This is a genomic window from Pseudomonas sp. FP1154 (assembly GCF_030687245.1).
Taxonomy (GTDB): Bacteria; Pseudomonadota; Gammaproteobacteria; order Pseudomonadales; family Pseudomonadaceae; genus Aquipseudomonas; species Aquipseudomonas rhizophila.
The window spans coordinates 232,706-256,151 of sequence record NZ_CP117465.1 but is presented as its reverse complement, the minus strand read 5'-3'; the positions used below and the strand labels follow the sequence as shown (position 1 = coordinate 256,151).

Annotated in this window: 23 protein-coding genes and 2 pseudogenes; 16 read left to right on the top strand and 9 right to left on the bottom strand. The window is 61.0% G+C overall.

The annotated features are described in order from the left end of the window. Positions 1–4 precede the first annotated feature (4 nt). Positions 5–1,148 (bottom strand): annotated as a pseudogene (locus PSH91_RS01100) (MFS transporter). 187 nt (positions 1,149–1,335) lie between these two features. Then, complete coding sequence (locus tag PSH91_RS01095; protein WP_107321363.1) at positions 1,336–2,829, bottom strand: aldehyde dehydrogenase; 1,494 nt, start codon at positions 2,827–2,829, stop codon at positions 1,336–1,338. Between the two features lie 232 nt (positions 2,830–3,061). Here PSH91_RS01095 and PSH91_RS01090 point away from each other — a divergent pair, with 232 nt between their 5' ends. Beyond that, positions 3,062–3,424, top strand: coding sequence for a cupin domain-containing protein (locus tag PSH91_RS01090; RefSeq protein ID WP_076383089.1), 363 nt, complete (start codon positions 3,062–3,064; stop codon positions 3,422–3,424). Between the two features lie 204 nt (positions 3,425–3,628). Here PSH91_RS01090 and rpmG read toward each other — a convergent pair whose 3' ends face one another. Beyond that, entirely contained in the window at positions 3,629–3,784 is a 156-nt protein-coding gene (rpmG, locus tag PSH91_RS01085) for a 50S ribosomal protein L33 (protein ID WP_003177274.1), read from the bottom strand. 11 nt (positions 3,785–3,795) lie between these two features. Next, on the bottom strand, positions 3,796–4,029 hold the full coding sequence (gene rpmB / locus PSH91_RS01080) for a 50S ribosomal protein L28 (protein WP_003229474.1): 234 nt from the start codon (positions 4,027–4,029) through the stop codon (positions 3,796–3,798). A 436-nt stretch (positions 4,030–4,465) separates the two neighbouring features. Between rpmB and PSH91_RS01075 the strand changes: the two genes are divergently transcribed. After that, complete coding sequence (locus tag PSH91_RS01075) at positions 4,466–6,052, top strand: ABC transporter substrate-binding protein (RefSeq protein WP_305467057.1); 1,587 nt, start codon at positions 4,466–4,468, stop codon at positions 6,050–6,052. A gap of 134 nt (positions 6,053–6,186) precedes the next feature. Here the strand turns inward: PSH91_RS01075 and radC are convergent, their stop codons facing one another. Beyond that, on the bottom strand, positions 6,187–6,861 hold the full coding sequence (gene radC, locus PSH91_RS01070; protein ID WP_047226162.1) for a DNA repair protein RadC: 675 nt from the start codon (positions 6,859–6,861) through the stop codon (positions 6,187–6,189). A gap of 145 nt (positions 6,862–7,006) precedes the next feature. Here radC and coaBC point away from each other — a divergent pair, with 145 nt between their 5' ends. The 4 genes and pseudogenes from coaBC (at position 7,007) to argB (ending at position 11,263) form a co-directional block, all read left to right on the top strand. After that, on the top strand, positions 7,007–8,215 hold the full coding sequence (gene coaBC, locus PSH91_RS01065; RefSeq protein WP_047226163.1) for a bifunctional phosphopantothenoylcysteine decarboxylase/phosphopantothenate--cysteine ligase CoaBC: 1,209 nt from the start codon (positions 7,007–7,009) through the stop codon (positions 8,213–8,215). Positions 8,216–8,220: 5 nt separating this feature from the next. Beyond that, the gene (gene dut / locus PSH91_RS01060; RefSeq protein ID WP_173406319.1) at positions 8,221–8,676 is read left to right on the top strand and encodes a dUTP diphosphatase; all 456 of its coding nucleotides are present in this window, start codon (positions 8,221–8,223) and stop codon (positions 8,674–8,676) included. Positions 8,677–8,927: 251 nt separating this feature from the next. After that, positions 8,928–10,331: pseudogene (locus PSH91_RS01055) on the top strand (phosphomannomutase/phosphoglucomutase); the annotation flags it as partial. Positions 10,332–10,357: 26 nt separating this feature from the next. Next, on the top strand, positions 10,358–11,263 hold the full coding sequence (argB, locus tag PSH91_RS01050) for an acetylglutamate kinase (protein ID WP_047226166.1): 906 nt from the start codon (positions 10,358–10,360) through the stop codon (positions 11,261–11,263). Between the two features lie 161 nt (positions 11,264–11,424). On the opposite strand, the gene pyrE is transcribed toward argB, so the two are convergent. Beyond that, positions 11,425–12,069 (bottom strand): orotate phosphoribosyltransferase, encoded by a 645-nt coding sequence (gene pyrE / locus PSH91_RS01045; RefSeq protein WP_047226167.1) that lies wholly within the window; start codon positions 12,067–12,069, stop codon positions 11,425–11,427. A gap of 82 nt (positions 12,070–12,151) precedes the next feature. Between pyrE and PSH91_RS01040 the strand changes: the two genes are divergently transcribed. Further along, complete coding sequence (locus PSH91_RS01040; protein WP_003177265.1) at positions 12,152–12,931, top strand: exodeoxyribonuclease III; 780 nt, start codon at positions 12,152–12,154, stop codon at positions 12,929–12,931. A 175-nt stretch (positions 12,932–13,106) separates the two neighbouring features. Here the strand turns inward: PSH91_RS01040 and PSH91_RS01035 are convergent, their stop codons facing one another. After that, positions 13,107–13,475, bottom strand: coding sequence for a DUF4870 domain-containing protein (locus tag PSH91_RS01035; RefSeq protein WP_047226168.1), 369 nt, complete (start codon positions 13,473–13,475; stop codon positions 13,107–13,109). Between the two features lie 30 nt (positions 13,476–13,505). Further along, the gene (gene rph / locus PSH91_RS01030) at positions 13,506–14,228 is read right to left on the bottom strand and encodes a ribonuclease PH (RefSeq protein ID WP_047226169.1); all 723 of its coding nucleotides are present in this window, start codon (positions 14,226–14,228) and stop codon (positions 13,506–13,508) included. A 280-nt stretch (positions 14,229–14,508) separates the two neighbouring features. Between rph and PSH91_RS01025 the strand changes: the two genes are divergently transcribed. From PSH91_RS01025 to PSH91_RS01000, 6 genes are all read left to right on the top strand, one after another. After that, positions 14,509–15,372, top strand: a complete 864-nt coding sequence (locus PSH91_RS01025) for a YicC/YloC family endoribonuclease (protein ID WP_047226170.1) — start codon at positions 14,509–14,511, stop codon at positions 15,370–15,372. Positions 15,373–15,384: 12 nt separating this feature from the next. Then, positions 15,385–16,005 carry a guanylate kinase gene (gene gmk / locus PSH91_RS01020; protein WP_047226171.1) on the top strand — a complete coding sequence of 207 codons (621 nt, stop codon included), beginning with the start codon at positions 15,385–15,387 and terminating at the stop codon, positions 16,003–16,005. Positions 16,006–16,171: 166 nt separating this feature from the next. Beyond that, entirely contained in the window at positions 16,172–16,435 is a 264-nt protein-coding gene (gene rpoZ / locus PSH91_RS01015) for a DNA-directed RNA polymerase subunit omega (protein WP_003177259.1), read from the top strand. 60 nt (positions 16,436–16,495) lie between these two features. Beyond that, a complete protein-coding gene (gene spoT / locus PSH91_RS01010) occupies positions 16,496–18,601 on the top strand; it encodes a bifunctional GTP diphosphokinase/guanosine-3',5'-bis pyrophosphate 3'-pyrophosphohydrolase (protein ID WP_047226172.1) in 2,106 nt (701 codons plus the stop codon). Positions 18,602–18,628: 27 nt separating this feature from the next. Then, positions 18,629–19,009, top strand: a complete 381-nt coding sequence (locus tag PSH91_RS01005) for a RidA family protein (RefSeq protein WP_003229509.1) — start codon at positions 18,629–18,631, stop codon at positions 19,007–19,009. Positions 19,010–19,063: 54 nt separating this feature from the next. Further along, a complete protein-coding gene (locus tag PSH91_RS01000) occupies positions 19,064–19,804 on the top strand; it encodes a hypothetical protein (RefSeq protein WP_047226173.1) in 741 nt (246 codons plus the stop codon). A 142-nt stretch (positions 19,805–19,946) separates the two neighbouring features. Here the strand turns inward: PSH91_RS01000 and PSH91_RS00995 are convergent, their stop codons facing one another. Beyond that, a complete protein-coding gene (locus PSH91_RS00995; protein ID WP_305467053.1) occupies positions 19,947–20,804 on the bottom strand; it encodes an SDR family oxidoreductase in 858 nt (285 codons plus the stop codon). A 187-nt stretch (positions 20,805–20,991) separates the two neighbouring features. Here PSH91_RS00995 and exbB point away from each other — a divergent pair, with 187 nt between their 5' ends. From exbB to PSH91_RS00980, 3 genes are read left to right on the top strand one after another with little or no spacing between them, the layout of a single operon-like run. Further along, positions 20,992–21,972, top strand: a complete 981-nt coding sequence (gene exbB, locus PSH91_RS00990; RefSeq protein ID WP_139048873.1) for a tonB-system energizer ExbB — start codon at positions 20,992–20,994, stop codon at positions 21,970–21,972. A gap of 6 nt (positions 21,973–21,978) precedes the next feature. Beyond that, positions 21,979–22,407, top strand: a complete 429-nt coding sequence (gene exbD, locus PSH91_RS00985) for a TonB system transport protein ExbD (protein ID WP_047226179.1) — start codon at positions 21,979–21,981, stop codon at positions 22,405–22,407. Beyond that, positions 22,404–23,159 (top strand): energy transducer TonB, encoded by a 756-nt coding sequence (locus PSH91_RS00980; protein ID WP_076383095.1) that lies wholly within the window; start codon positions 22,404–22,406, stop codon positions 23,157–23,159. The genes exbD and PSH91_RS00980 overlap by 4 nt, the downstream gene beginning before the upstream one ends. Positions 23,160–23,446: the final 287 nt, after the last annotated feature.

The window sequence follows — 23,446 nt, the reverse complement described above, 5'->3', positions numbered from 1 at the left end:
TTGTTCAGGCAGGTTGCGTGGCGCCAAACGCCCCTTGGCGCAACAACAGAACCACCAAGCCGAACGCTCCCGCGGCCATGAACAAGGGCAGCGCAATGCCCACTGATCCATTGACTGCCCGCCCCCGCCGCCAGCGGGCCAATCAGGCAACCGATCCCCCACAACTGGGCAATATGGGCGTTGGCCCGCACCAGCGCATCGTCGCGATAACGCTCGCCGATCAGGATCAGTGACAAGGTGAACAACCCGCCTGCGCTGGCGCCAAACAGCACCCACAGTGGCCAGATCAGCAAGGTATCGATCAGCAGTGGAACCGCCAGGCTCGACAGCATCAGCGCCACCGCACAGCCAGTGAACAACGACCGGCGCGACAGGCGGTCCGCAAGAGCGCCAATGGGCAACTGCAACAAGGCATCACCGACCACTACCGTGCTGACCATCGCCAGCGCAATGTCGGCGCTGAAGCCCTGACGCAAACAGTAAACCGGCAGCAGAGTCAGGATCATTGCCTCGAACGCCGCGAACAACGACACCGCCCAGGCGATTGCCGGCAACCCACGACAAAACGCCCATAGATCCTTGAAAGTGACGCTGCAGGCTTCACTGCTGGGCGCACCGCTGCGTCCCAGCAACAGCAACGGCGAAACCAGCAAAAGACCGACACCCACCCAAAAGCCATAATCGTGATCAGTCCCCAGCGCACCCAGCAGCAACGGACCAGACAACTGACTCAGGGCGTAACTGCTGCCGTACAACGCCACCAACCGTCCGCGCCATTGTTCGATCACCAGTTGGTTGATCCAGCTTTCACCCAGAATGAACACCAGGGTCAGGACGACGCCGATCATCAGCCGCAGCACCAACCAGACCGGATAGCTGGGCAACAGCGCCAGCAACCCGATGGACACCGCCCCACCCCACAAGCACAAGCGCATCAACGCCGCCGTGCCGAACCGCGCCGCAAGCCGACTCGACACCTTGGCCCCGACCAGCACCCCAACGGCCGGCATGGCGGCCATCACCCCGATGGCAAACGAACCATAACCCCAGCCTTCCAGACGCAGCGACACCAGCGGCATGCTCACGCCCAGCGCCAAGCCGACACTCAGGACAGATGCCAACACGGCGAAATAGGTCGCCCAACGCATTTCCACGCTCCTGTGGATAGTTATCGATTTTCAGGCCCCACAAAACACTGTGGGAGCGAGCCTGCTCGCGATAGCGGCGCAACATTCAACAGAGTCGTCGACTGTCACACCGCTATCGCGAGCAGGCTCGCTCCCACAGGGGACCAGCACTGCATGCAGCCCCGAACAGGATCCGGGGCCGCCCCTGTCAGAGCTTGATCCAGGTCGCCTTCAGCTCGGTGTACTTGTCGAACGCATGCAGCGACTTGTCGCGGCCGTTACCCGACTGCTTGAAGCCGCCGAACGGTGCGGTCATGTCGCCGCCGTCATACTGGTTGACCCAAACGCTGCCAGCACGCAGCGCCTTGGCGGTCAGGTGAGCCTTGGAAATGTCCTTGGTCCATACCGCCGCGGCCAGGCCGTACGGCGTGTCGTTGGCAATCTGGATGGCCTCCTCGGCGGTATCGAAAGCGATGACCGACAACACCGGACCGAAAATCTCTTCCTGGGCGATTTTCATGGCGTTGCTCACCCCGTCGAAAATCGTCGGCTCGACATAGGTACCGCCGGTTTCTTCGAGGATCCGCTTGCCGCCGGCCACCAGCTTGGCGCCGTCGCTGTGACCGGCCTCGATGTAGGACAGCACGGTGTTCATCTGCTGGGTATCCACCAGGGCGCCGACATTGGTGGCCGGGTCCAGGGGGTTGCCAGGTTTCCAGCCCTTGAGCGCTTCAATCACCAGCGGCAGGAAGGTGTCCTTGATGGAACGCTCCACCAACAGTCGCGAGCCCGCGGTGCAGACTTCGCCCTGGTTGAAGGCAATGGCGCTGGCGGCGGACTCGGCGGCGGCTTGCAGGTCCGGGGCATCGGCGAACACGATGTTCGGGCTCTTGCCGCCGGCTTCCAGCCAGACACGCTTCATGTTGGACTCGCCCGAGTAAACCATCAGTTGCTTGGCGATTTTGGTGGAACCGGTGAACACCAGGGTATCGACGTCCATGTGCAGGGCAAGGGCCTTGCCAACCGTGTGGCCGTAGCCCGGCAGCACGTTGAGCACGCCCTTGGGAATACCGGCCTCCACTGCCAATGCGGCAATGCGGATAGCGGTGAGCGGGGATTTTTCCGACGGCTTGAGCACCACCGAGTTACCGGTGGACAGCGCCGGGCCGAGCTTCCAGCAGGCCATCATCAGTGGGAAATTCCACGGCACGATAGCGCCTACGACGCCCACCGGTTCACGGGTCACCAGGCCCAACTGATCGTGGGGGGTCGCGGCCACTTCATCGTAAATCTTGTCGATGGCTTCACCGCTCCAGCTCAACGCTTGAGCTGCACCGGGAACATCGATATTCAAGGAGTCGCTGATCGGCTTGCCCATGTCCAGGGTTTCGAGCAGCGCCAGTTCTTCGGCGTTCTGCTTGAGCAGGCCGGCAAAGCGAATCATGGTCGCTTTACGCTTGCTCGGCGCCAGGCGCGACCAGACACCGGAGTTGAAGGTGGCGCGGGCGTTTTCGACGGCACGTTGGGCGTCGGCGACGTCGCAACTGGCGATCTTGCCCAGCACACGGCCATCCACCGGGCTGAGGCAGTCAAAGGTTTCGCCGGACACCGCGTCGGTGTATTCGCCGTTGATGAAGGCACGGCCTTCGATGGTCAGGTCGCGGGCGCGTTGTTCCCAGTCGGCACGAGTCAGGGTGGTCATGCGAGTGTCCTCCTCTTATTGAGTACGAACGCCACGCGATGCGCAGCGCTCCACGAATTCTGCCCAGCCGGCCTGTTTTCGGCGCGGGGCACCCGCCACCCTAAACCAGCGGCTGGTAATGTTTCAATATATTTGACACAACGCTGGCAAACGGCCTTGCGATGTTCGTTTTAATAAACATAGACTTTGGCTCTTCCAGCCATTCGCGCCGTCATTACCGGAGAATTGCCGCATGAGCATCCAGGACATCGTCGATTTCAGTCAGGCCAGTACCACCGCCGAACGCTATCGCCCGGACGCAGCCAAGGTACTCAAGGGTGATCCCGAACAAACGGTGTTCAACCACTACAGCAGCCCTTGCGGGCAAATGAATGCAGGCGTGTGGGAAGGCGCGGTCGGCCAGTGGACGGTCAACTACACCGAACATGAATACTGCGAGATCGTCCAGGGCGTTTCCGTGCTGCGGGACAATGATGGCAATGCCAAGACCCTGCGGGCCGGCGACCGCTTCGTGATCCCGGCGGGGTTCACCGGCACTTGGGAAGTGTTGGAGGCGTGCCGCAAGATTTATGTGGTGTTTGAACAGAAGGTCTAAGGATTTGCATCGTTAGACCTGGCCTCATCGCGAGCAGGCTCGCTCCCACATTGGCGCTGTGTAATGCCTGAGTTTCAGGCAAGCACAATGCCCTGTGGGAGCGAGCCTGCTCGCGATGAGGCCCCGACAGGCAACAAAAATCCGGCAACAAAAAAGGCCCGTATCTTGCGATACGGGCCTTTTTCGTAAGTAGGGAAAAATCAATTACTTGATTTTGCCTTCCTTGTAGATCACGTGCTTGCGAACAACCGGATCATATTTCTTGATCTCGATTTTGTCCGGGGTAGTACGCTTGTTCTTGTCGGTAGTGTAGAAGTGACCAGTACCGGCGCTCGAGATCAAACGAATCAATTCACGCATGATTAGCTCCCTTAAATCTTGCCATCGCGGCGAAGTTCGGCGAGCACGACACTGATGCCACGCTTGTCGATGATACGCATGCCTTTGGCAGATACGCGCAGACGCACAAAACGTTTCTCTTCTTCAACCCAGAAGCGGTGATGCTGCAGGTTCGGCAGGAAACGACGACGGGTTTTGTTGTTTGCGTGGGAAATGTTATTCCCAGTCACCGGACCCTTACCGGTAACTTGACAGACTCTCGACATGCCTCAGCCCTCTAAAACCACATGCCCAACCCGGCATGGGTTGGCCGCTTAATCTCTCAGTCATTTGGCGCCAGGCGCCGCGTTTCTTTAAGGGTCTTACCGGCTACACCTACAGTGAAGGAACCGGGCCCCTAGAAAAGAGCGCTGCTTTATACCAGAAAGACCACAGTGCAACAACTGCCGGTGTGATTTGTCTTCGTTGGAAAGCGACGCGTAACGCCCCCGAACGGCTGGGGCACAGGCTGGCGCCGCCTTTGACCGCTCGTCGCTGCAGGCCGGTTTTTTTAACCGATGCCGAGCTTGAGCCGTTAATACAGCGTCGCAGGGTGCCGGAAAATGCAAAAAGGGGATAGTCATTTTCCAACGAGGCCACTAGGGTAGGTCTTTTCCAGACTGCACATGCAGATGGGCCTTCGACTTGCACAGGAAACCGACCATGCGCCTCGCTGCCCTCCCACTGTTGCTCGCCCCTCTGCTGATCAGCCCGCTGGCCCAGGCCGCCGCCCTGAGCGTTTGCACCGAGGCCAGCCCGGAAGGATTCGATGTCGTTCAGTACAATTCGCTGACCACCACCAACGCATCCGCCGACGTGCTGATGAATCGCCTGGTGGATTTCGACACCGCCAGCGGCAAGGTCATCCCCAGCCTCGCCGAGAGCTGGGAAGTCTCGTCCGATGGACTGACCTACGTGCTCAAGCTGCGCCCCCAGGTCAAATTCCACCGGACCGAATACTTCACGCCGCGCCGCGATCTGACCGCCGAGGACGTCAAGTTCAGCTTCGAACGCATGCTTGACCCGGCAAACCCTTGGCACAAAATCGCCCAGAGCGGTTTCCCCCACGCCCAGTCCATGCAGCTACCGAGCTTGATCAAGAAAATCGACGCGCTGGACCCGCTGACCGTGCGCTTCATCCTCGATCATGCGGATTCGACCTTCCTGGCCACCTTGAGCATGGGCTTTGCCTCCATCTATTCGGCCGAATACGCCGATCAGCTGATGAAAGCCGGCACGCCAGAAGCACTCAACAATCAGCCCATCGGCACAGGCCCGTTCATTTTCAACCGGTTCCAGAAAGACGCTTCGATTCGCTACAAGGCCAACCACGACTATTTCGCCGGCAAGCCCCAGGTGGATCCGCTGATCTTCGCCATCACGCCGGACGCGAATGTGCGCCTGCAAAAACTGCGGCGCAACGAATGCCAGATCGCCCTGTCACCCAAGCCGCAGGACGTCCAGGCCGCCAGGCAGGAGCCGACGTTGAAAGTGGCGCAGACCGACGCCTTCATGACCGCGTTCGTGGCGATCAACAGCCAGCACCCGCCCTTCGACAAGCCCGAGGTTCGACAAGCCGTCAACCTGGCCTTCGACAAGGCCAGCTACCTCAAGGCCGTTTTCGAGGGCACCGCCGAAGCGGCCAAGGGCCCCTACCCTCCGAACACCTGGAGCTACGCCAAAAACTTGCCCGGTTACGCCCATGACCCGGCCAAGGCCCGTGATCTTCTGGCCAGGGCCGGTTTGAAGGACGGCTTTCAGACCACCATCTGGACCCGCCCTTCCGGCAGCCTGCTGAACCCCAACCCCAGCCTGGGCGCGCAGTTGCTGCAGGCCGACCTGGCGCAGATCGGCATTCAGGCCGAGATTCGCGTGATCGAATGGGGCGAACTGATCCGTCGCGCCAAGGCCGGCGAACATGACTTGCTGTTCATGGGCTGGGCCGGTGACAACGGTGACCCGGACAACTTCCTCACGCCGCAGTTTTCCTGCGCGGCACTCAAGTCCGGCACCAACTTCGCCCGTTATTGCAACCCGGACCTGGATAAAGTGATCAGTGCCGGCAAAACCACGAGCGAGCAGGGCGTGCGCACCAAACTCTATGAGCAGGCCCAGGCGCAGATCCAGCAACAGGCCCTGTGGCTGCCCCTGGCGCACCCGACCGCGTTCGCCCTGACCCGCAAGGATGTGCAGGGTTACTCGGTCAGCCCGTTTGGGCGGCAGGATTACTCCAAGGTCAGTATCAAGTAACCACTGCCAGCCCCCCCTGTGGGAGCAAAGCTTGCTCGCGATGACGTCGTTACATACAACACTTCCGTTGGCTGTAAAACCGCTATCGCGAGCAAGCTTTGCTCCCACAAGGGATTATTCAAGCCTGACCGTGGCTACATCCACCCATACTCCGCCATGGACAGCGGCTCACCATCGCCGACGATGAAGTGGTCGAGCACCCGCACATCGATCAACTCCAGTGCTTCCTGAAGCCGCTCAGTGAGTACCCGGTCGGCCTGGCTGGGCTCGGTGTTGCCGGAGGGGTGGTTGTGGCACAGGATCAACGCTGCGGCGTTATGGGCCAGGGCGCGCTTGACCACCTGCCGGGGATAGACACTCGCACTGTCGATGGAACCGCGAAACAGCGCCTCATACGCCAGCACCCGATGCCGGGAATCGAGGAACAGACATCCAAACACTTCATGAGGCTCGTGACGCAACATGGCCTTGAGGTAGTCCCGCACGGCCAGCGGACTCTCCAGCACCGATTCCCGCCGCAAATTTTCGGCCAGATGCCGACGCCCCATCTCCAGCACGGCCTGCAACTGCGCGAATTTCGCCGGGCCCAGCCCCAGATGTGCGTTGAAGGTACGCAGATCAGCCTCGAGCAAAACCCGCAGGCCACCAAATTGATGCAGCAGATGTCGCGCCAGGTCCACGGCGCTTTTACCCGACACACCCGTGCGCAAGAAAATCGCCAAAAGCTCGGCGTCCGAAAGACTCGCCGATCCCAACTCCAGTAACCTCTCCCGTGGCCGCTCGGCCACCGGCCAGTCGCGAATACTCATAGCATCTCCCTGATTGTGGGCGCCGCTGTTCCGTAGCGGTCGCTGTGATATCGTAGCCCATCTTTTTTGCAGGCGATTTGCACCCAGGCAGGCTGCTGCCGTGGGGTTCGTCCTGCACTGACCATTGAAATCGAAAGGCAGGCCTATGCAGCGGCTGTATCGGAAACGCATCGTTCTGGGCGTCGGCGGCGGCATTGCCGCCTACAAGAGCGCCGAGCTGGTCCGCAGGCTTATCGACCAGGGCGCGGAAGTACGGGTCGTCATGACTCGCGGCGGCAGTGAATTCATCACCCCGCTGACCATGCAGGCCCTGTCCGGGCACCCGGTCCACTTGGATCTGCTCGACCCGGCGGCCGAAGCCGCCATGGGTCATATCGAACTGGCCAAGTGGGCCGACCTGGTGCTGATCGCCCCAGCCACGGCCGACCTGATCGCCCGCCTGGCCCAAGGCATCGCCGATGATTTGCTGACCACCCTGGTGCTCGCCACCGACGCCGTGGTTGCCCTCGCGCCAGCCATGAACCAGGCCATGTGGCGCGATCCGGCCACCCAGGCCAATCTGCAATTGCTCCAAAGCCGCGACCTGAAAGTCTTTGGCCCGGCTTCCGGCAGCCAGGCCTGCGGCGATGTCGGCATGGGACGCATGCTCGAAGCCAACGACCTGGCCCAGTGCGCCGCCGACTGCTTCCAGCGCCAGGCACTGACCGGCAAGCATGTGCTGATCACCGCCGGACCGACCCAGGAAAACATCGACCCGGTGCGCTACATCACCAACCACAGCTCCGGGAAAATGGGCTTCGCCCTGGCCGAAGCCGCCGTGGAAGCCGGCGCCCGGGTCACGCTGATCACCGGCCCCGTGCATTTGCCAACCCCTGATCGGGTGACCCGCATCGACGTGGTCAGCGCCCGGGACATGCTGGCGGCCTGCGAAGCGGCTATCCCGTGCGACCTGTTCATCGCCTCGGCGGCGGTGGCGGACTACCGCCCCGAAGTAGTCGCCCCGCAAAAACTTAAGAAAGACCCTACGAGCGGCGACGGCCTGCTACTACAAATGGTGCGCAACCCGGACATTCTCGCGACCATCGCCACCCGCCCGGACCGTCCGTTCAGTGTCGGCTTCGCCGCCGAAACCGAGCACCTGCTCGATTACGCCGCGCGCAAGCTCAAGGACAAGAACCTGGACTTGATCGTCGCCAACGACGTCGCCAACCCGAGCATTGGCTTCAACAGCGAAGAAAACGCCTGCAGCGTGATCGACCGCCAGTTGCATGCCACCCTTTTCGCCCAGACCAGCAAGAGCAAGATTGCCCGCCAGCTGATCACTTTTATCGCCGAACGGCTGAACCAGGTTTAATTGACATGCACGCTCTACAAGCCAAGATCCTCGACCCTCGCATCGGCACCGAATTCCCGCTGCCGCATTACGCCACACCGGGTTCCGCCGGCCTCGACCTGCGGGCCATGCTCAAGCAGGACACCGTCCTGGAGCCCGGCCAGACCCTGCTGATCCCAACCGGCCTGTCGGTGTACATCGGCGACCCAGGCCTGGCTGCGTTGATCCTGCCGCGCTCGGGCCTGGGCCATAAGCATGGCATCGTACTGGGCAACCTGGTGGGCCTGATCGACTCCGATTACCAAGGCGAACTGATGGTGTCGTGCTGGAACCGTGGTCAAACGGCATTCAACATCGCCGTGGGCGAGCGCATCGCCCAACTGGTGCTGGTACCGGTGGTCCAGGCGCACTTCGAACTGGTGGATGAATTCGACGAGAGCCAGCGCGGCGCTGGTGGCTTCGGGCATTCCGGCAGCCACTGATCCAGCTGTTTCAGGCCGGGCGCCTTGCCCGGCCCCTTTATTAAGCTTCTGTTTCAGGACGAAAAATGCCCACAGGCTGGCTACAAGGTTTCCCACTTGGAATCAATGTATTAGGCGATAGAGGCGAGGTAACGCTGTCTCATGGCACTTTCCCACCACGAACTCTCTGCCAAAAACGCCGTCATACCCTTCAGTTTGAGCCTGCCGACGCGAACCGTCGGCCTGTCCAGTCATCTTCCTGATAGAGCGCCCCGCCCATGAACACCCCAGCCGCAATCGCCCCAATTTTTCCTGACAGCATCTTCCGCGCCTACGACATCCGTGGCGTGGTACCGGAGACCCTCACCGCCGAAACCGCCTATTGGATCGGCCGCGCCATCGGCTCCCAGAGCCTGGCCCAGGGTGAACCGAACGTGTGCGTCGGTCGCGATGGTCGCTTGTCCGGCCCCGAGCTGGTTGAACAATTGATCAAAGGGGTTGCCGACAGTGGTTGCCATGTCAGCGACGTGGGCCTGGTGCCGACGCCAGCGCTGTACTACGCCGCCAACGTGCTGGCCGGTAAATCCGGCGTGATGCTCACTGGCAGCCACAACCCGTCGAACTACAACGGCTTCAAGATCGTCATCGCCGGCGACACCCTCGCCAACGAGCAGATCCAGGCCTTGCACACCCGCCTCAAGACCAATGACCTGAGCAGCGGCCAGGGCAGCGTCACCAAGGTGGACATCCTGGAGCGCTACAACGATGAAATCGTCAAAGATGTGAAGCTCGCCCGCCGCCTGAAAGTGGTGGTCGATTGCGGCAACGGCGCCGCTGGCGTGATCGCCCCACAACTGATTGAAGCCCTGAACTGCGAAGTCATCCCGCTGTTCTGCGAAGTGGACGGCAACTTCCCCAACCATCACCCGGACCCGGGCAAGCTGGAAAACCTGCAAGACCTGATCGCCAAGGTCGAGGAAACCAACGCCGACCTGGGCCTGGCCTTCGACGGCGACGGCGACCGCGTGGGCGTGGTCACCAACACCGGCAGCGTCGTGTTCCCGGACCGCTTGCTGATGCTGTTCGCCCGTGACGTGGTGGCGCGCAATCCGAACGCCGAAATCATTTTCGACGTTAAATGCACCCGCCGCCTGGTGCCGCTGATCAAGGAATACGGCGGTCGCCCACTGATGTGGAAAACCGGCCACTCGTTGATCAAGAAGAAAATGAAAGAGAGTGGCGCCCTGCTGGCCGGCGAAATGAGCGGCCACATCTTCTTCAAGGAGCGCTGGTTCGGTTTCGACGACGGCATCTACAGCGCCGCACGCCTGCTGGAGATCCTCAGCAAAGAGAAATCCACGGCCGAAGAGCTCTTCGCGACCTTCCCGAACGATATTTCTACGCCGGAAATCAATATCCATGTGACCGAAGAGAGCAAATTCAGCATCATTGATGCACTGCACGACGCTCAATGGGGCGAAGGGGCCGAACTGACCACCATCGATGGTGTGCGGGTCGACTATCCCCAAGGCTGGGGCCTGGTTCGCGCATCCAACACCACGCCGGTGCTGGTGCTGCGTTTCGAAGCCGACAACGAAGCCGAACTGCAGCGCATCAAGGATGTGTTCCACACCCAACTCAAACGTGTTGCACCTGATCTTCAACTACCGTTCTGATTTTTGAAGCACCACCGGAGCCCTGAATGACCCTCGAACGCGAAGCCGCCGCCAATACCGCCAAGGTCCTGTCCGAAGCGTTGCCTTATATCCGACGCTATGTCGGCAAGACCCTGGTGATCAAATACGGCGGCAACGCGATGGAAAGCGAGGAGCTGAAAACCGGCTTCGCTCGCGACATCGTGCTGATGAAGGCTGTGGGCATCAACCCGGTGGTCGTTCACGGTGGTGGCCCACAGATCGGCGACCTGCTCAAGCGCCTGTCGATCGAGAGCCACTTCATCGACGGCATGCGCGTCACCGACGCGCAGACCATGGATGTGGTGGAGATGGTCCTCGGCGGCCAGGTCAACAAGGACATCGTCAACCTGATCAACCGGCATGGTGGCAGCGCCATCGGCCTGACAGGTAAAGACGCCGAGCTGATCCGGGCGAAGAAACTCACCGTTACCCGCCAGACGCCGGAGATGACCCAGCCGGAAATCATCGACATCGGCCATGTGGGCGAAGTGGTCGGCATCAACACCGACTTGCTGAACCTGCTGGTCAAGGGCGACTTCATCCCGGTAATCGCGCCCATCGGCGTCGGCGCCAACGGTGAGTCGTACAACATCAACGCCGACCTGGTGGCAGGCAAGGTTGCCGAAGCACTGAAAGCGGAAAAGCTGATGCTGCTGACCAACATCGCCGGCCTGATGGACAAGACCGGCAAGGTCCTGACCGGATTGTCGACTCAACAGGTCGATGAACTGATCGCCGACGGCACCATCTACGGCGGCATGCTGCCGAAGATCCGCTGCGCACTGGAAGCGGTCCAGGGCGGCGTTGGCAGCTCCTTGATCATCGACGGCCGGGTACCGAATGCGATCCTGCTGGAGATCTTCACCGATACCGGCGTGGGTACGTTGATCAGCAATCGCAAGCGTCCGTAAGCGACACCCCATGAAAAAAGACCCCGCTCAGCCAGACTGAGCGGGGTCTTTTTTTACGCACTGTAGGAGCGAGCTTGCTCGCGATAGCGGTGATTCAGCCAACATGAATGTTGAATGGCTATCGCGAGCAGGCTCGCTCCCACCAGGGAATGTGCAAATCTTTAAACGCCGAACTGCGCCCGATAAGCCTCAACCGCCGGCAAATGCTGCTTGAGCTGCGGGTCGTCGGCCAAAAACTCCAGCACCTGGGTCAGCGACACGATGCTGACCACCGGAATGTTGAAGTCACGCTCCACTTCCTGGATCGCCGACAACTCACCGTTGCCGCGCTCTTGGCGATTCAGGGCGATCAGCACACCGGCGGCCTTGGCGCCTTCCTGGGAACCGATGATCTGCATCACTTCACGAATGGCGGTGCCGGCGGTGATCACGTCGTCGATGATCAGCACTTCACCGGTCAGCGGCGCGCCCACCAGGCTGCCCCCTTCACCATGAGCCTTGGCTTCCTTGCGGTTGAAGCACCAGGGCAGGTCGCGGCCGTGGTGTTCGGCCAGGGCGACCGCAGTGGTGGCGGCCAGAGGAATGCCTTTGTAGGCCGGGCCGAACAGCACGTCGAACGGAATGCCGCTCTCGACAATGGCCGCCGCATAGAAACGGCCCAGTTGCGCCAGGGCGGCACCGGTGTTGAACAGGCCGGCATTGAAGAAGTACGGGCTCGTGCGGCCGGACTTGAGGGTGAACTCACCGAAGCGCAAAACGCCGCGATCGATGGCAAAACGAATGAAATCGCGCTGATACGCCTGCATGAAAAAAGCCCCAAATACCACGGATTTAGCTAAATAGGTACACGCCGTGTATCATACACGCACGTGATTTTTGGGGCCATTTATGCGGATCATCAGTGTGAACGTCAATGGTATTCAGGCTGCAGTGGAGCGAGGGTTGCTCAGTTGGCTGCAAGCACAGAATGCCGACGTCATCTGCCTGCAGGACACCCGCGCCTCCGCCTTTGAACTGGACGATGCAGCCTTCCAACTGGATGGTTACTTCCTTTATGCCTGCGATGCCGAAGTCCCCGCCCAGGGTGGCGTGGCTTTGTACTCGCGGCTGCAACCGAAGGCTGTCATCAACGGTCTCGGTTTCGAGACGGCGGACCGCTACGGGCGCTACCTGCAGGCCGATTTCGACAAGGTCAGCATCGCGACCTTACTGCTCCCTTCGGGGCAGAACGGCGATGAAGATTTGAATCAGAAATTCAAGTTGATGGACGACTTCGCCCGTTATCTGGATAAACAGCGGCGCAAACGTCGCGAGTACATCTATTGTGGCTCGCTGTACGTGGCGCAACAGAAGCTGGATATCAAGAACTGGCGCGACAGCCAGCAATCCCCGGGTTTCCTGGCGCCGGAACGGGCCTGGATGGACGAGATTGTCGGCAACATGGGCTATGTTGACGCCCTGCGGGAAGTCAGCCGTGAAGGCGACCAATACAGCTGGTGGCCAGACAACGAACAGGCCGAGATGCTCAACCTCGGCTGGCGTTTCGACTACCAGTTGCTGACGCCTGGTCTGCGCCGCTTCGTGCGCAGCGCTCGCCTGCCGCGCCAGCCACGCTTCTCGCAGCATGCGCCACTGATCGTGGATTACGACTGGACGCTGACGATCTGAGTGTCGTTTCGCAGCCACAAAAAAACCGACAGCCATGTCGGTTTTTTTGTGAGCAACCCTTTCTACTGTGGGAGCGAGCCTGCTCGCGATGGCGGTGGGTCAGCCAACATTTGTGTTGAATGATGAACCGCTATCGCGAGCAGGCTCGCTCCCACAAGTGGTTACTCGTTGATCGTTATTTGACCAGCCGCCAGGTAAACGGATACCGATACGGCTGCCCTTCATTGGCCTTCACCCCACCGATGATGGTCAGCACCAGCGCACCGATAGCCACCAGCCCGAACAGGAAGAAGCCGATCACCACGATCATCAGGAGCAGGCTGATCGCCGAGGCAATTGCCACAGTGATCTGGAAGTTCAGCGCTTCCTTGCCTTGTGCATCGATGAACGGGTCAGTCTCGCGCTTGAGCTGCCAGAGCACCAACGGACCGATCAGCGTACCGAACGGAATCCAGATGCCCAACAAGGCGGACAAGTGACAGAACATCGCCCATTGGCGCGCCTCCTTGCTGGGCTGGGGCAGTAGGGTTTGCTCATCACTCATGACGTTCTCCTTGTCTGAAGCGCGAAACGATCAGTCAGCCAGTGCGGCTTTTTGCAGTTCGAAAATCTCGTTCATGCCTTTCTTTGCCAATTCCAGCATAGCGCTCAATTCTTCCGGCTGGAACGGCGCGCCTTCGGCGGTGCCCTGGATTTCGATGAAGCCGCCGGCGCTGGTCATGACCACGTTCAGGTCGGTCTCGGCGGCGGAGTCTTCCAGGTAGTCCAGGTCCAGCACCGGCTCGCCCTGGTACATGCCCACGGAGACCGCAGCGATCATCTGCTTGAGCGGATCGCCGCCCTTGAGGCCGCCACGCTTCTTGATCACTTTCAAGGCATCGGCCAGTGCGACCATGGCGCCGGTGATGGACGCGGTGCGAGTGCCGCCGTCAGCCTGGATCACGTCGCAATCGACATACAACGTCACGTCACCGAGCTTGGACATGTCCAGCGCGGCGCGCAGCGAACGGCCGATCAGACGCTGGATTTCCAGGGTACGTCCGCCCTGCTTGCCGCGGCTGGCCTCGCGCTGGTTGCGCTCACCGGTGGAGCGCGGCAGCATGCCGTATTCGGCGGTCAGCCAGCCTTGACCCTGGCCCTTGAGGAACCGTGGCACACCGTTTTCGACGCTGACGGTGCAGATGACTTTGGTATCACCGAATTCGACCAGTACAGATCCCTCGGCGTGTTTGGTGTAGTTGCGGGTAATGCGGATCGAGCGAAGCTGATCGGCAGCGCGACCACTTGGACGTTTCATAGGGAACACCTGTACAGAGGACGGAAAACTGCCGAGCATTATAGAGCCGTGGGCCGCCATAGGGCAGTTTAAACGTCGCGCGGTTCCAAAAAACCGCTGCAACGAGCCAAGCCCCTTTGACCTCTGACCGACGAGCCGCAGCGCTTTGTCACATGCACGGTTTGGGGGCATGCACCTCACTGCGCTACAATCCTGCGCCTTTGCTGCCCTTCGGCTTTTATCCACAGATACCAGGCGCTACGACTAACCGTTGCGTCCGCCTGCATTGCGAGGAATCTCCATGGTGCACAGCATGACCGCCTTCGCCCGCGTCGAGAAAGCCGGCATCCAAGGCACGCTGAGCTGGGAACTGCGCTCGGTCAACAGCCGCTACCTGGAGCCGCACCTGCGCCTGCCCGAATCCTTTCGCGACCTTGAAGGCAGCGTGCGTGAAGCCCTGCGCCAGGGCCTGTCCCGGGGCAAGCTGGAATGCACCCTGCGCTTCACCGAAGAAAGCACCGGCAAGGCCTTGCAGGTGGACCGCGAGCGCGCCGCGCAACTGGTGGCTGCCGCCGAAACCGTCGCCAGCCTGATCAAGCACCCCGCGCCTCTGAACCCGCTGGAAGTCCTGGCCTGGCCCGGCGTGCTGGTAGGTGATGCGAGCGACCCGCAGGCCCTGAATGCCGAAGCGCTGGCGTTGTTCAATCAAGGCCTGAAAGAACTCAAGGCCGGCCGCGAGCGCGAAGGCGCGGAACTGGCCCGGTTGATTGACGAGCGCCTGACTTCCATAGAGGAAGACGTCGTCACCCTGCGCGAACTGGTCCCGCAAATGCTCGCCACCCAACGTCAGAAAGTGCTCGACCGCTTCGTCGACATGAAGGCCGAGCTGGACCCGCAGCGCCTGGAACAGGAAATGGTCATGCTCGCGCAAAAAAGCGACGTGGCCGAAGAACTGGATCGCCTGAGCACCCACATCATTGAAGTTCGCCGGGTACTCAAATCCGGTGGTGCGGCCGGTCGCCGCCTGGACTTCCTGATGCAGGAACTCAACCGCGAAGCCAACACACTGGGCTCCAAAGCCTTCGACCCGCGCAGCACCCAGGCTGCGGTCAACCTCAAGGTGTTGATCGAGCAAATGCGCGAACAAGTGCAGAACATTGAGTAAGGCTAACCCGACATGACCCACAGCACCGGCACTCTCTACATCATTTCCGCGCCCTCTGGGGCCGGCAAGACCAGCCTGGTCAAGGCGCTGATCGACGCCGAGCCGCAGATCCGCGTCTCGGTCTCGCACACCACCCGCGCCATGCGCCCGGGCGAAGTGGACGGGGTGAACTATCACTTCGTCGACCGCGAACAGTTCGTGAAAATGGCCGAGCACGGGGACTTCCTCGAGCGCGCCGAAGTCTTCGGCAACCTCTATGGCACCTCGCAAAGCTATCTGCAGCAAACCCTGGATGAAGGCCACGACCTGATCCTGGAAATCGACTGGCAGGGTGCCGAGCAGGTCCGCAAGCTGATGCCCCAGGCCCGTTCGATCTTTATCCTGCCACCGAGCCAGCAGGCCTTGCGCCAGCGCCTGACCAATCGCGGCCAGGACAGCGACGACATCATCGAAGGCCGGATGCGCGAAGCGGTCAGCGAAATGAGCCACTACGTCGACTACGATTACCTGATCATCAACGACGATTTCGCCCATGCGCTAGACGATCTGAAGGCGATTTTCCGCGCCAGCCAGCTGCAGCAGAAACGCCAGCAGCAACGTTTCGGTAAATTATTGGCCGAACTGCTGGGCTGAACAGCCCTTCCCAAAACCGCTGCGACGGCTTTACATTGGAGCTTGTAGCGGGTCGAGGGGCTGGTCAAAAAATCAGCGCTTCCCTAAACGCTGGCGTTTTTTTAAACTGTTGAGTCCGCTCGCCCAACCGGGCAGCGCGCATATTGCATTCGCTCCGAGGAATACCATGGCCCGCGTAACCGTTGAAGACTGCCTAGAACACGTGGAAAACCGCTTTGAGCTGGTCATGCTCTCTACCAAGCGTGCCCGTCAACTGGCCACCGGTGGCAAAGAGCCGTTGGTCCAGTGGGAAAACGACAAGCCTACCGTGGTAGCGCTGCGTGAAATCGCCGAAGGCCTGATGAGCTACGAGTTCATCGCCAACGCTGAAATCGTTGAAGACGAACCGCTGTTCGCAGCGTTCGAGGACGAGTCCAACGAGGCGGTCTAAGCCTATGCCTGGTCGACGTAGCACGGCGCGGGGTCACAGCAAACGGCAGGAGTCATTATCATGCCGAGCATAGACGCCCTCGCCGATCGCTTATCGGCCTACCTCGGCACGGACCAGGTCAACCTGGTCCGCCGAGCCTATTTCTACGCCGAACAAGCCCACGACGGCCAGCGCCGCCGCAGCGGCGAGGCGTACGTCACGCACCCGCTTGCGGTGGCGAACATTCTTGCCGACATGCACATGGACCATCAGAGCCTGATGGCGGCGATGCTGCATGACGTGATCGAAGACACCGGCATCGCCAAGGAAGCGCTGCAGGCGCAGTTCGGCGAAACCGTGGCCGAACTGGTCGACGGGGTCAGCAAACTGACCCAGATGAACTTCGAGACCAAGGCCGAGGCCCAGGCCGAAAACTTCCAGAAAATGGCCATGGCCATGGCGCGCGACATTCGCGTGATCCTGGTCAAGCTCGCCGACCGCCTGCACAACATGCGAACACTGGAAGTGTTGTCCGGTGAAAAACGCCGGCGAATCGCCAAGGAAACCCTGGAAATCTATGCGCCCATCGCCAATCGCCTGGGCATGCACGCGATCCGCATCGAGTTCGAAGACCTCGGTTTCAAGGCCATGCACCCGATGCGTTCGGCGCGGATCAACCAGGCCGTCAAGCGCGCCCGGGGCAACCGCAAGGAAATCGTCAACAAGATCGAAGAATCCTTGAGCCACTGCCTGACCATCGACGGCATCGAAGGCGAGGTCAGCGGCCGACAGAAACACCTCTACGGCATCTACAAGAAGATGCGCGGCAAGCGTCGGGCCTTCAACGAGATCATGGACGTCTACGCGTTCCGGATCATCGTCGACAAGGTCGATACCTGCTACCGCGTACTGGGCGCTGTACATAATTTGTACAAGCCATTGCCTGGGCGCTTCAAGGACTACATCGCCATTCCCAAGGCCAACGGCTACCAGTCGCTGCACACCACGCTCTTCGGCATGCACGGCGTACCGATCGAAATCCAGATCCGCACCCGTGAAATGGAAGAGATGGCCAACAATGGCATCGCTGCGCACTGGTTGTACAAGTCCAGCGGCGACGAACAACCCAAGAGCACCCACGCCCGGGCCCGCCAGTGGGTCAAAGGCGTGCTGGAAATGCAGCAGCGGGCCGGCAACTCCCTGGAATTCATCGAAAGCGTGAAGATCGACCTGTTTCCGGACGAGGTCTACGTTTTCACGCCCAAAGGCCGGATCATGGAGCTGCCCAAAGGCTCCACGGCGGTGGACTTTGCCTATGCAGTACACACCGACGTCGGCAACAGCTGCATCGCGTGCCGGATCAACCGCCGCCTGGCACCGTTGTCCGAACCGCTGCAAAGCGGCTCCACGGTGGAAATCGTCAGCGCCGCCGGCGCGCGGCCAAATCCGGCATGGCTCAATTTCGTGGTCACCGGCAAAGCCCGCACACACATCCGCCATGCCTTGAAGCTACAACGCCGCTCTGAATCCATCAGCCTGGGCGAACGCTTGCTCAACAAAGTCCTCAACGGTTTCGACAGCTCCCTGGACAAGATCCCGGCTGAACGCGTGCAGATCATGCTCAGCGAGTACCGCCTGGAACTGATCGAAGACCTGCTGGAAGACATCGGCCTGGGCAATCGCATGGCCTACGTCGTCGCCCGCCGCCTGCTCGGCGAAGGCGAACAGCTGCCTAGCCCCGAAGGTCCCCTGGCCATTCGTGGTACCGAAGGCCTGGTGCTCAGCTATGCCAAGTGCTGCACGCCGATTCCTGGCGATCCGATTGTCGGCCATCTGTCCGCAGGCAAAGGGATGGTGGTGCACCTGGATAACTGCCGCAACATCAGCGAAATCCGCCACAACCCGGAAAAATGCATCCAGCTCTCCTGGGCCAAGGATGTCACCGGCGAATTCAATGTCGAGCTGCGGGTCGAACTGGAGCACCAGCGTGGCCTGATCGCCTTGCTGGCCAGCAGCGTCAACGCCGCCGACGGCAATATCGAAAAAATCAGCATGGACGAGCGCGATGGCCGCATCAGCGTCGTCCAACTGGTGGTCAGCGTGCACGACCGCGTGCACCTGGCCCGCGTGATCAAGAAGCTGCGCGCCCTGACTGGCGTCATCCGTATCACTCGTATGCGTGCATAGCTCCCCATCCATTACAAGGAGTCATAAATGACCAAGACCGTTATCACCAGCGACAAAGCCCCGGCCGCCATCGGTACGTATTCCCAGGCAATCAAGGCGGGCAACACCGTGTACATGTCGGGCCAGATCCCGCTGGACCCGAAAACCATGGAACTGGTAGAAGGCTTCGAAGCCCAGACCGTGCAGGTGTTCGAGAACCTCAAGGCCGTGGCCGAAGCTGCCGGCGGTTCGTTCAAGGACATCGTCAAGCTCAATATCTTCCTCACCGACCTGAGCCACTTCGCCAAGGTCAACGAGATCATGGGCAAGTACTTCGACCAGCCTTACCCTGCCCGCGCCGCCATCGGCGTAGCAGCCCTGCCGAAGGGTTCGCAGGTTGAGATGGACGCCATCCTGGTCATCGAGTAACAAGCCCGGCGCAGCCTCCCCCCGGCTGCGCCGTTTTCGTTTAAGGATTCCACCATGCGCAAAGCGCTTGCTCTTTCGCTGGCTGCCCTGCTGTTGGGCGGCTGCGCCAGCGACCCTGCCGACCGTGATATCAGCGGCACCTGGATCAACCAGGCGGCAATCGACGCCGCCGCCAAGGGCGGCCCGCTGCGCGAGGCGCTGCAGGCCTATGGCCCGAACCTGGAATGGGACGTCAACACCCGAGCCGGCCAGGCGCGTTACACCAACGGTTTCGAGAATGTCGAAGGCAAGCTGCTGGGCGAAGAAGACGGTGCGTGGAAAGTCGATTTCTACGGCAGCTCCGCCAGCGAACTGCAACGCGACGGCGACCAGTTGAACCAATCCGCCACCGAGAACGAGCCGCAGCAAGTGTTCGAGCGCGCCCAGGTCCAGGTGCCCGAGGGTGCGCCGCTGGGCGCCAGTTTCGAACGGGCGCTGTATACCGCTTATCTGGGCGGCACCTGGAACATCGTCAACGGCCCTGGCCAGGGCGCCAGCGTGCAGTTCCAACCCGACGGCCAGGTCACCGGCCTGCCGGGCGCCGATCGCTACGCCCTATGCCTGGCCGGCGACTGCGCATCCATGAGCGGCGGCAACGACAACATCTGGCTGCAGCAGAACGGCCAGGGCAACACCTGGATCTTCTCCCGCGACGGCAAGAAGCTGGAAATTTTCCAGACCGTGAATGCGGCACTGGCGGATGAAATGCCTTCGTTCACGCCGGGTGACCGGCAGTGGGTGTTGGAGAAGCAGTAAGTCGGACTCCCTGTGGGATCGAGCCTGTGGGAGCAAAGCTTGCTCGCGATGACGTCGTCACAGACAACACCTCTGTTGGCTGTAAAACCGCTATCGCGAGCAAGCTTTGCTCCCACCGTTTGTTTTTGGGGTGCTTAAAAGATCAGCAGCGCCCCTCCAGAATCGCCGCATACCCCTCACGAAAACTCGGATACCTCGGTGTCCAGCCCAAGGCCTTCGCCCGTGCATTGCTGCAGCGCTTGCTGCCGGCGCGGCGGACGCTGGCGTTTTCGGCCCATTGGGTGACGCCCATGTAATCACGCAGCCAACCCACCACCTCGGCCAGCGCGGCGGGAGTGTCGTCGACGCCGATGTAGCAGTCTTCCAGGGGCTTGCCCTGGCGGTCGGCTTCCAGCAGGAAGGCCAGCAGGCCCGCCGCGTCGTCGGCATGGATGCGGTTGGCGTAGAGGGGCGGATCTTCCACCACGCTATAGCCCTGGCGCACCTGGCTCAGCAACCATTCACGGCCCGGACCATAGATACCGGTCAGACGCACGCGGCTGGCCGGGATGCCGCTGTCGAGCGCCACCTGTTCAGCTTCGAGCATCAGCCGGCCGGAATAGCCACCGGCCACGGTGGGCGAGCTTTCATCGACCCACTCACCACCCTTCTGTCCGTAGACGCTGCTGCTGGAGACAAAAAGCAGTCGTTTTGGCTGCTGTCCATGCTGCTTCAGCCAGCTCAACACATGCTGTAAGCCTTGGACATAAGCCGCGCGGTAACCCGCCTCGTCATGCTCGGTGGCGGCGACGCTGTACACCACGTAATCCAGTGGACCGGTGGGCCAATCAGCGGGACATTGCTCGTTGAACAAGTCCCCCGCTACCCCGACAACCCCGGCCGGCAGCTGCGAAACCGTACGGCGCAAGCCGTAGACCTGCCACTGCTCGGCCTGCAACTGACTCGCCAGGCGGCCACCGATATCACCGCAGCCGGCGATCAAAACAGAAGGCGCGGACATCAAAATCTCCTCTCGTAAAGCCGCAGACTAGCTGCCAGAGGGGACGAGCGGCTAGCAATGCAGGAAAAAAAGATACTGTATTACTTTTGTTAACAAGAATTACTTGCAATAATGCGAGCCAGTTTTGTTCTCGGCCCACGAGGCCTGGAAGAACATCAACCTTCTTTTTCTCTCAGGTCCGGCCAGCATGACACGCTATCTCCCCTCCGCTTCGCCAACCAACCGACCTCGCGCCTGGAGTGCCATGGCAGCCCTGCTGCTCAGCCTGCTGCTAGCACCCACCGCCGCGTTCGCCGATGCCCAAGCGCCAGCCACGACCCCGGCCACCGCACCCGCCGCCAGCCAGGCGCCGGTCGATGCAGCCGAGCCTGTAGCGGCTCCTCAGGCCAGCGAGCCGGCCCAGGCTGTCGAAGCCGACGCCGCAGACGCACCTCAAATGCTCGAAGCCGACAATACCTTGGGCATGGCCCACGATCTGTCGCCATGGGGCATGTACCAGAACGCCGACATTATCGTGAAAATCGTCATGATCGGCCTGGCCATCGCCTCGATCATCACCTGGACCATCTGGATCGCCAAGGGCTTCGAGCTGATGGGCGCCAAGCGCCGCTTGCGCGGTGAAATCGCCAACCTGAAAAAAGCCACCACCCTCAAAGAGGCCAGCGCCTCTGCGGCCAAAGAGGGCACCCTGGCCAATCTGCTGGTTCACGACGCCCTCGAAGAGATGCGCCTGTCGGCCAACAGTCGTGAGAAGGAAGGCATCAAGGAGCGCGTGAGTTTCCGCCTCGAGCGCCTGGTCGCAGCCTGCGGTCGCAACATGAGCAGCGGCACCGGCGTGCTCGCCACCATCGGTTCCACCGCGCCGTTCGTCGGCCTGTTCGGCACCGTGTGGGGCATCATGAACAGCTTCATCGGCATCGCCAAGACCCAGACCACCAACCTCGCTGTCGTGGCGCCCGGCATCGCCGAAGCCCTGCTCGCGACAGCTCTGGGTCTGGTCGCAGCGATCCCGGCGGTGGTCATCTACAACGTGTTCGCCCGCTCCATTGCCGGTTACAAGGCCCAGGTCTCGGACGCTTCGGCCGAAGTCCTGTTGCTGGTCAGCCGCGACCTCGACCACCTGCCACCCGAGCGTGGCTCGCAACCGCACATGGTGAAAGTGGGGTAATCGGCCATGGGCCTGCATTTGAAAGAAGGCGCAGACGACGATCTGGCCGAGAACCACGAAATCAACGTCACGCCGTTCATCGACGTGATGCTGGTGCTGTTGATCATCTTCATGGTGGCCGCTCCGCTCGCCACCGTGGACATCAAGGTCGACCTTCCGGCTTCGACGGCCAAGCCTTCGCCGCGGCCGGAAAAACCGGTATTCCTCAGCGTCAAGGCTGACCAACGCCTGTTCCTGGGCGAAGACGAGGTCAAGGCCGATAGCCTCGGCGCGACCCTCGACGCCAAGACCCAAGGCAAAAAGGACACGACGATCTTCTTCCAGGCGGATAAAGGCGTGGATTACGGCGACTTGATGAGCGTGATGGACGCCCTGCGCGCCGCCGGATACCTGAAGGTCGGCCTGGTCGGACTTGAGACGGCGCCCAAGAAATGATCACGACGCGCCAAAAGCTGACGCGTTACAGCGGTAGCCTGGCCGTGGTGCTGGGCGTGCATGCGCTCGCCATTGCCCTGGCCCTGAACTGGACGTCAAACCCGCCCATTGAATTGCCGCCCCAGGCAATGATGGTCGAGCTGGCGCCGGTTCCGGCCCCACCACCGCCCGCACCGCCTAAAGTCGTCACGCCACCGCAGCCTCCGGAGCCGGTCGAAGAACTGCCGCTGCCTAAAATCGCCGAAGCCGAGAAACCGGAGATTTCGGTGCCCAAGCCGGTCAAGCCCAAGCCTAAACCGCCCAAGCCCAAACCCAAGCCCGTGGAGAAAAAACCGGAACCGCCCAAGGAAGAACCGTCGGAGCAAAAGCCCAGCGATACTCAACCGACCAAGGCACCGACCGAGAAATCCGCGCAACCGGCGCCTGGCCCATCCCCCGCGCAAATGGCGGCCAAGGCCAGTTGGCAAGGCACCTTGCTTGCGCACTTGGGCAAGTACAAGAAATACCCCGCCAGCGCCCAGTCGCGCGGCAAGGAAGGCTTGAACCGTTTACGGTTCGTGGTGGACGCCGAAGGCAATGTGTTGTCCTTCGAGCTGGTGAGCAAGTCCGGCAACGCCGCCCTGGACCGGGCGACCCTGGAAATGATTCGCCGCGCCCAACCGCTGCCCAAGCCTCCGGCCGACATGCTGGTTAACGGCTCCATCGAAATCGTCGCGCCGTTCGTGTACTCCATCGACAAGCGTCGGCGTTAACCCATTGGCAAGCCCCTGTTACAGGGGCTTATTGTTTCTGGTGAAGGGAATGTATCTGTAGAGCAAGGGGCCTGTGGGAGCAAAACTTGCTCGCGATACAGGCACCTCGGTTCCAGAGAGGACCGCGCTCGCTTCATCGCGGGCAAGCCTTGCTCCCACAAATAATCCATATGCGTCGTTAAATCCCCTCACCATACCCACATTAGGCAGTGTCACACCGCGCCCCCAGTCTGATAACGTGCGTCTATCGATTGCAGCCGGTATGCTTGGCTCGCAACTTCACGGAC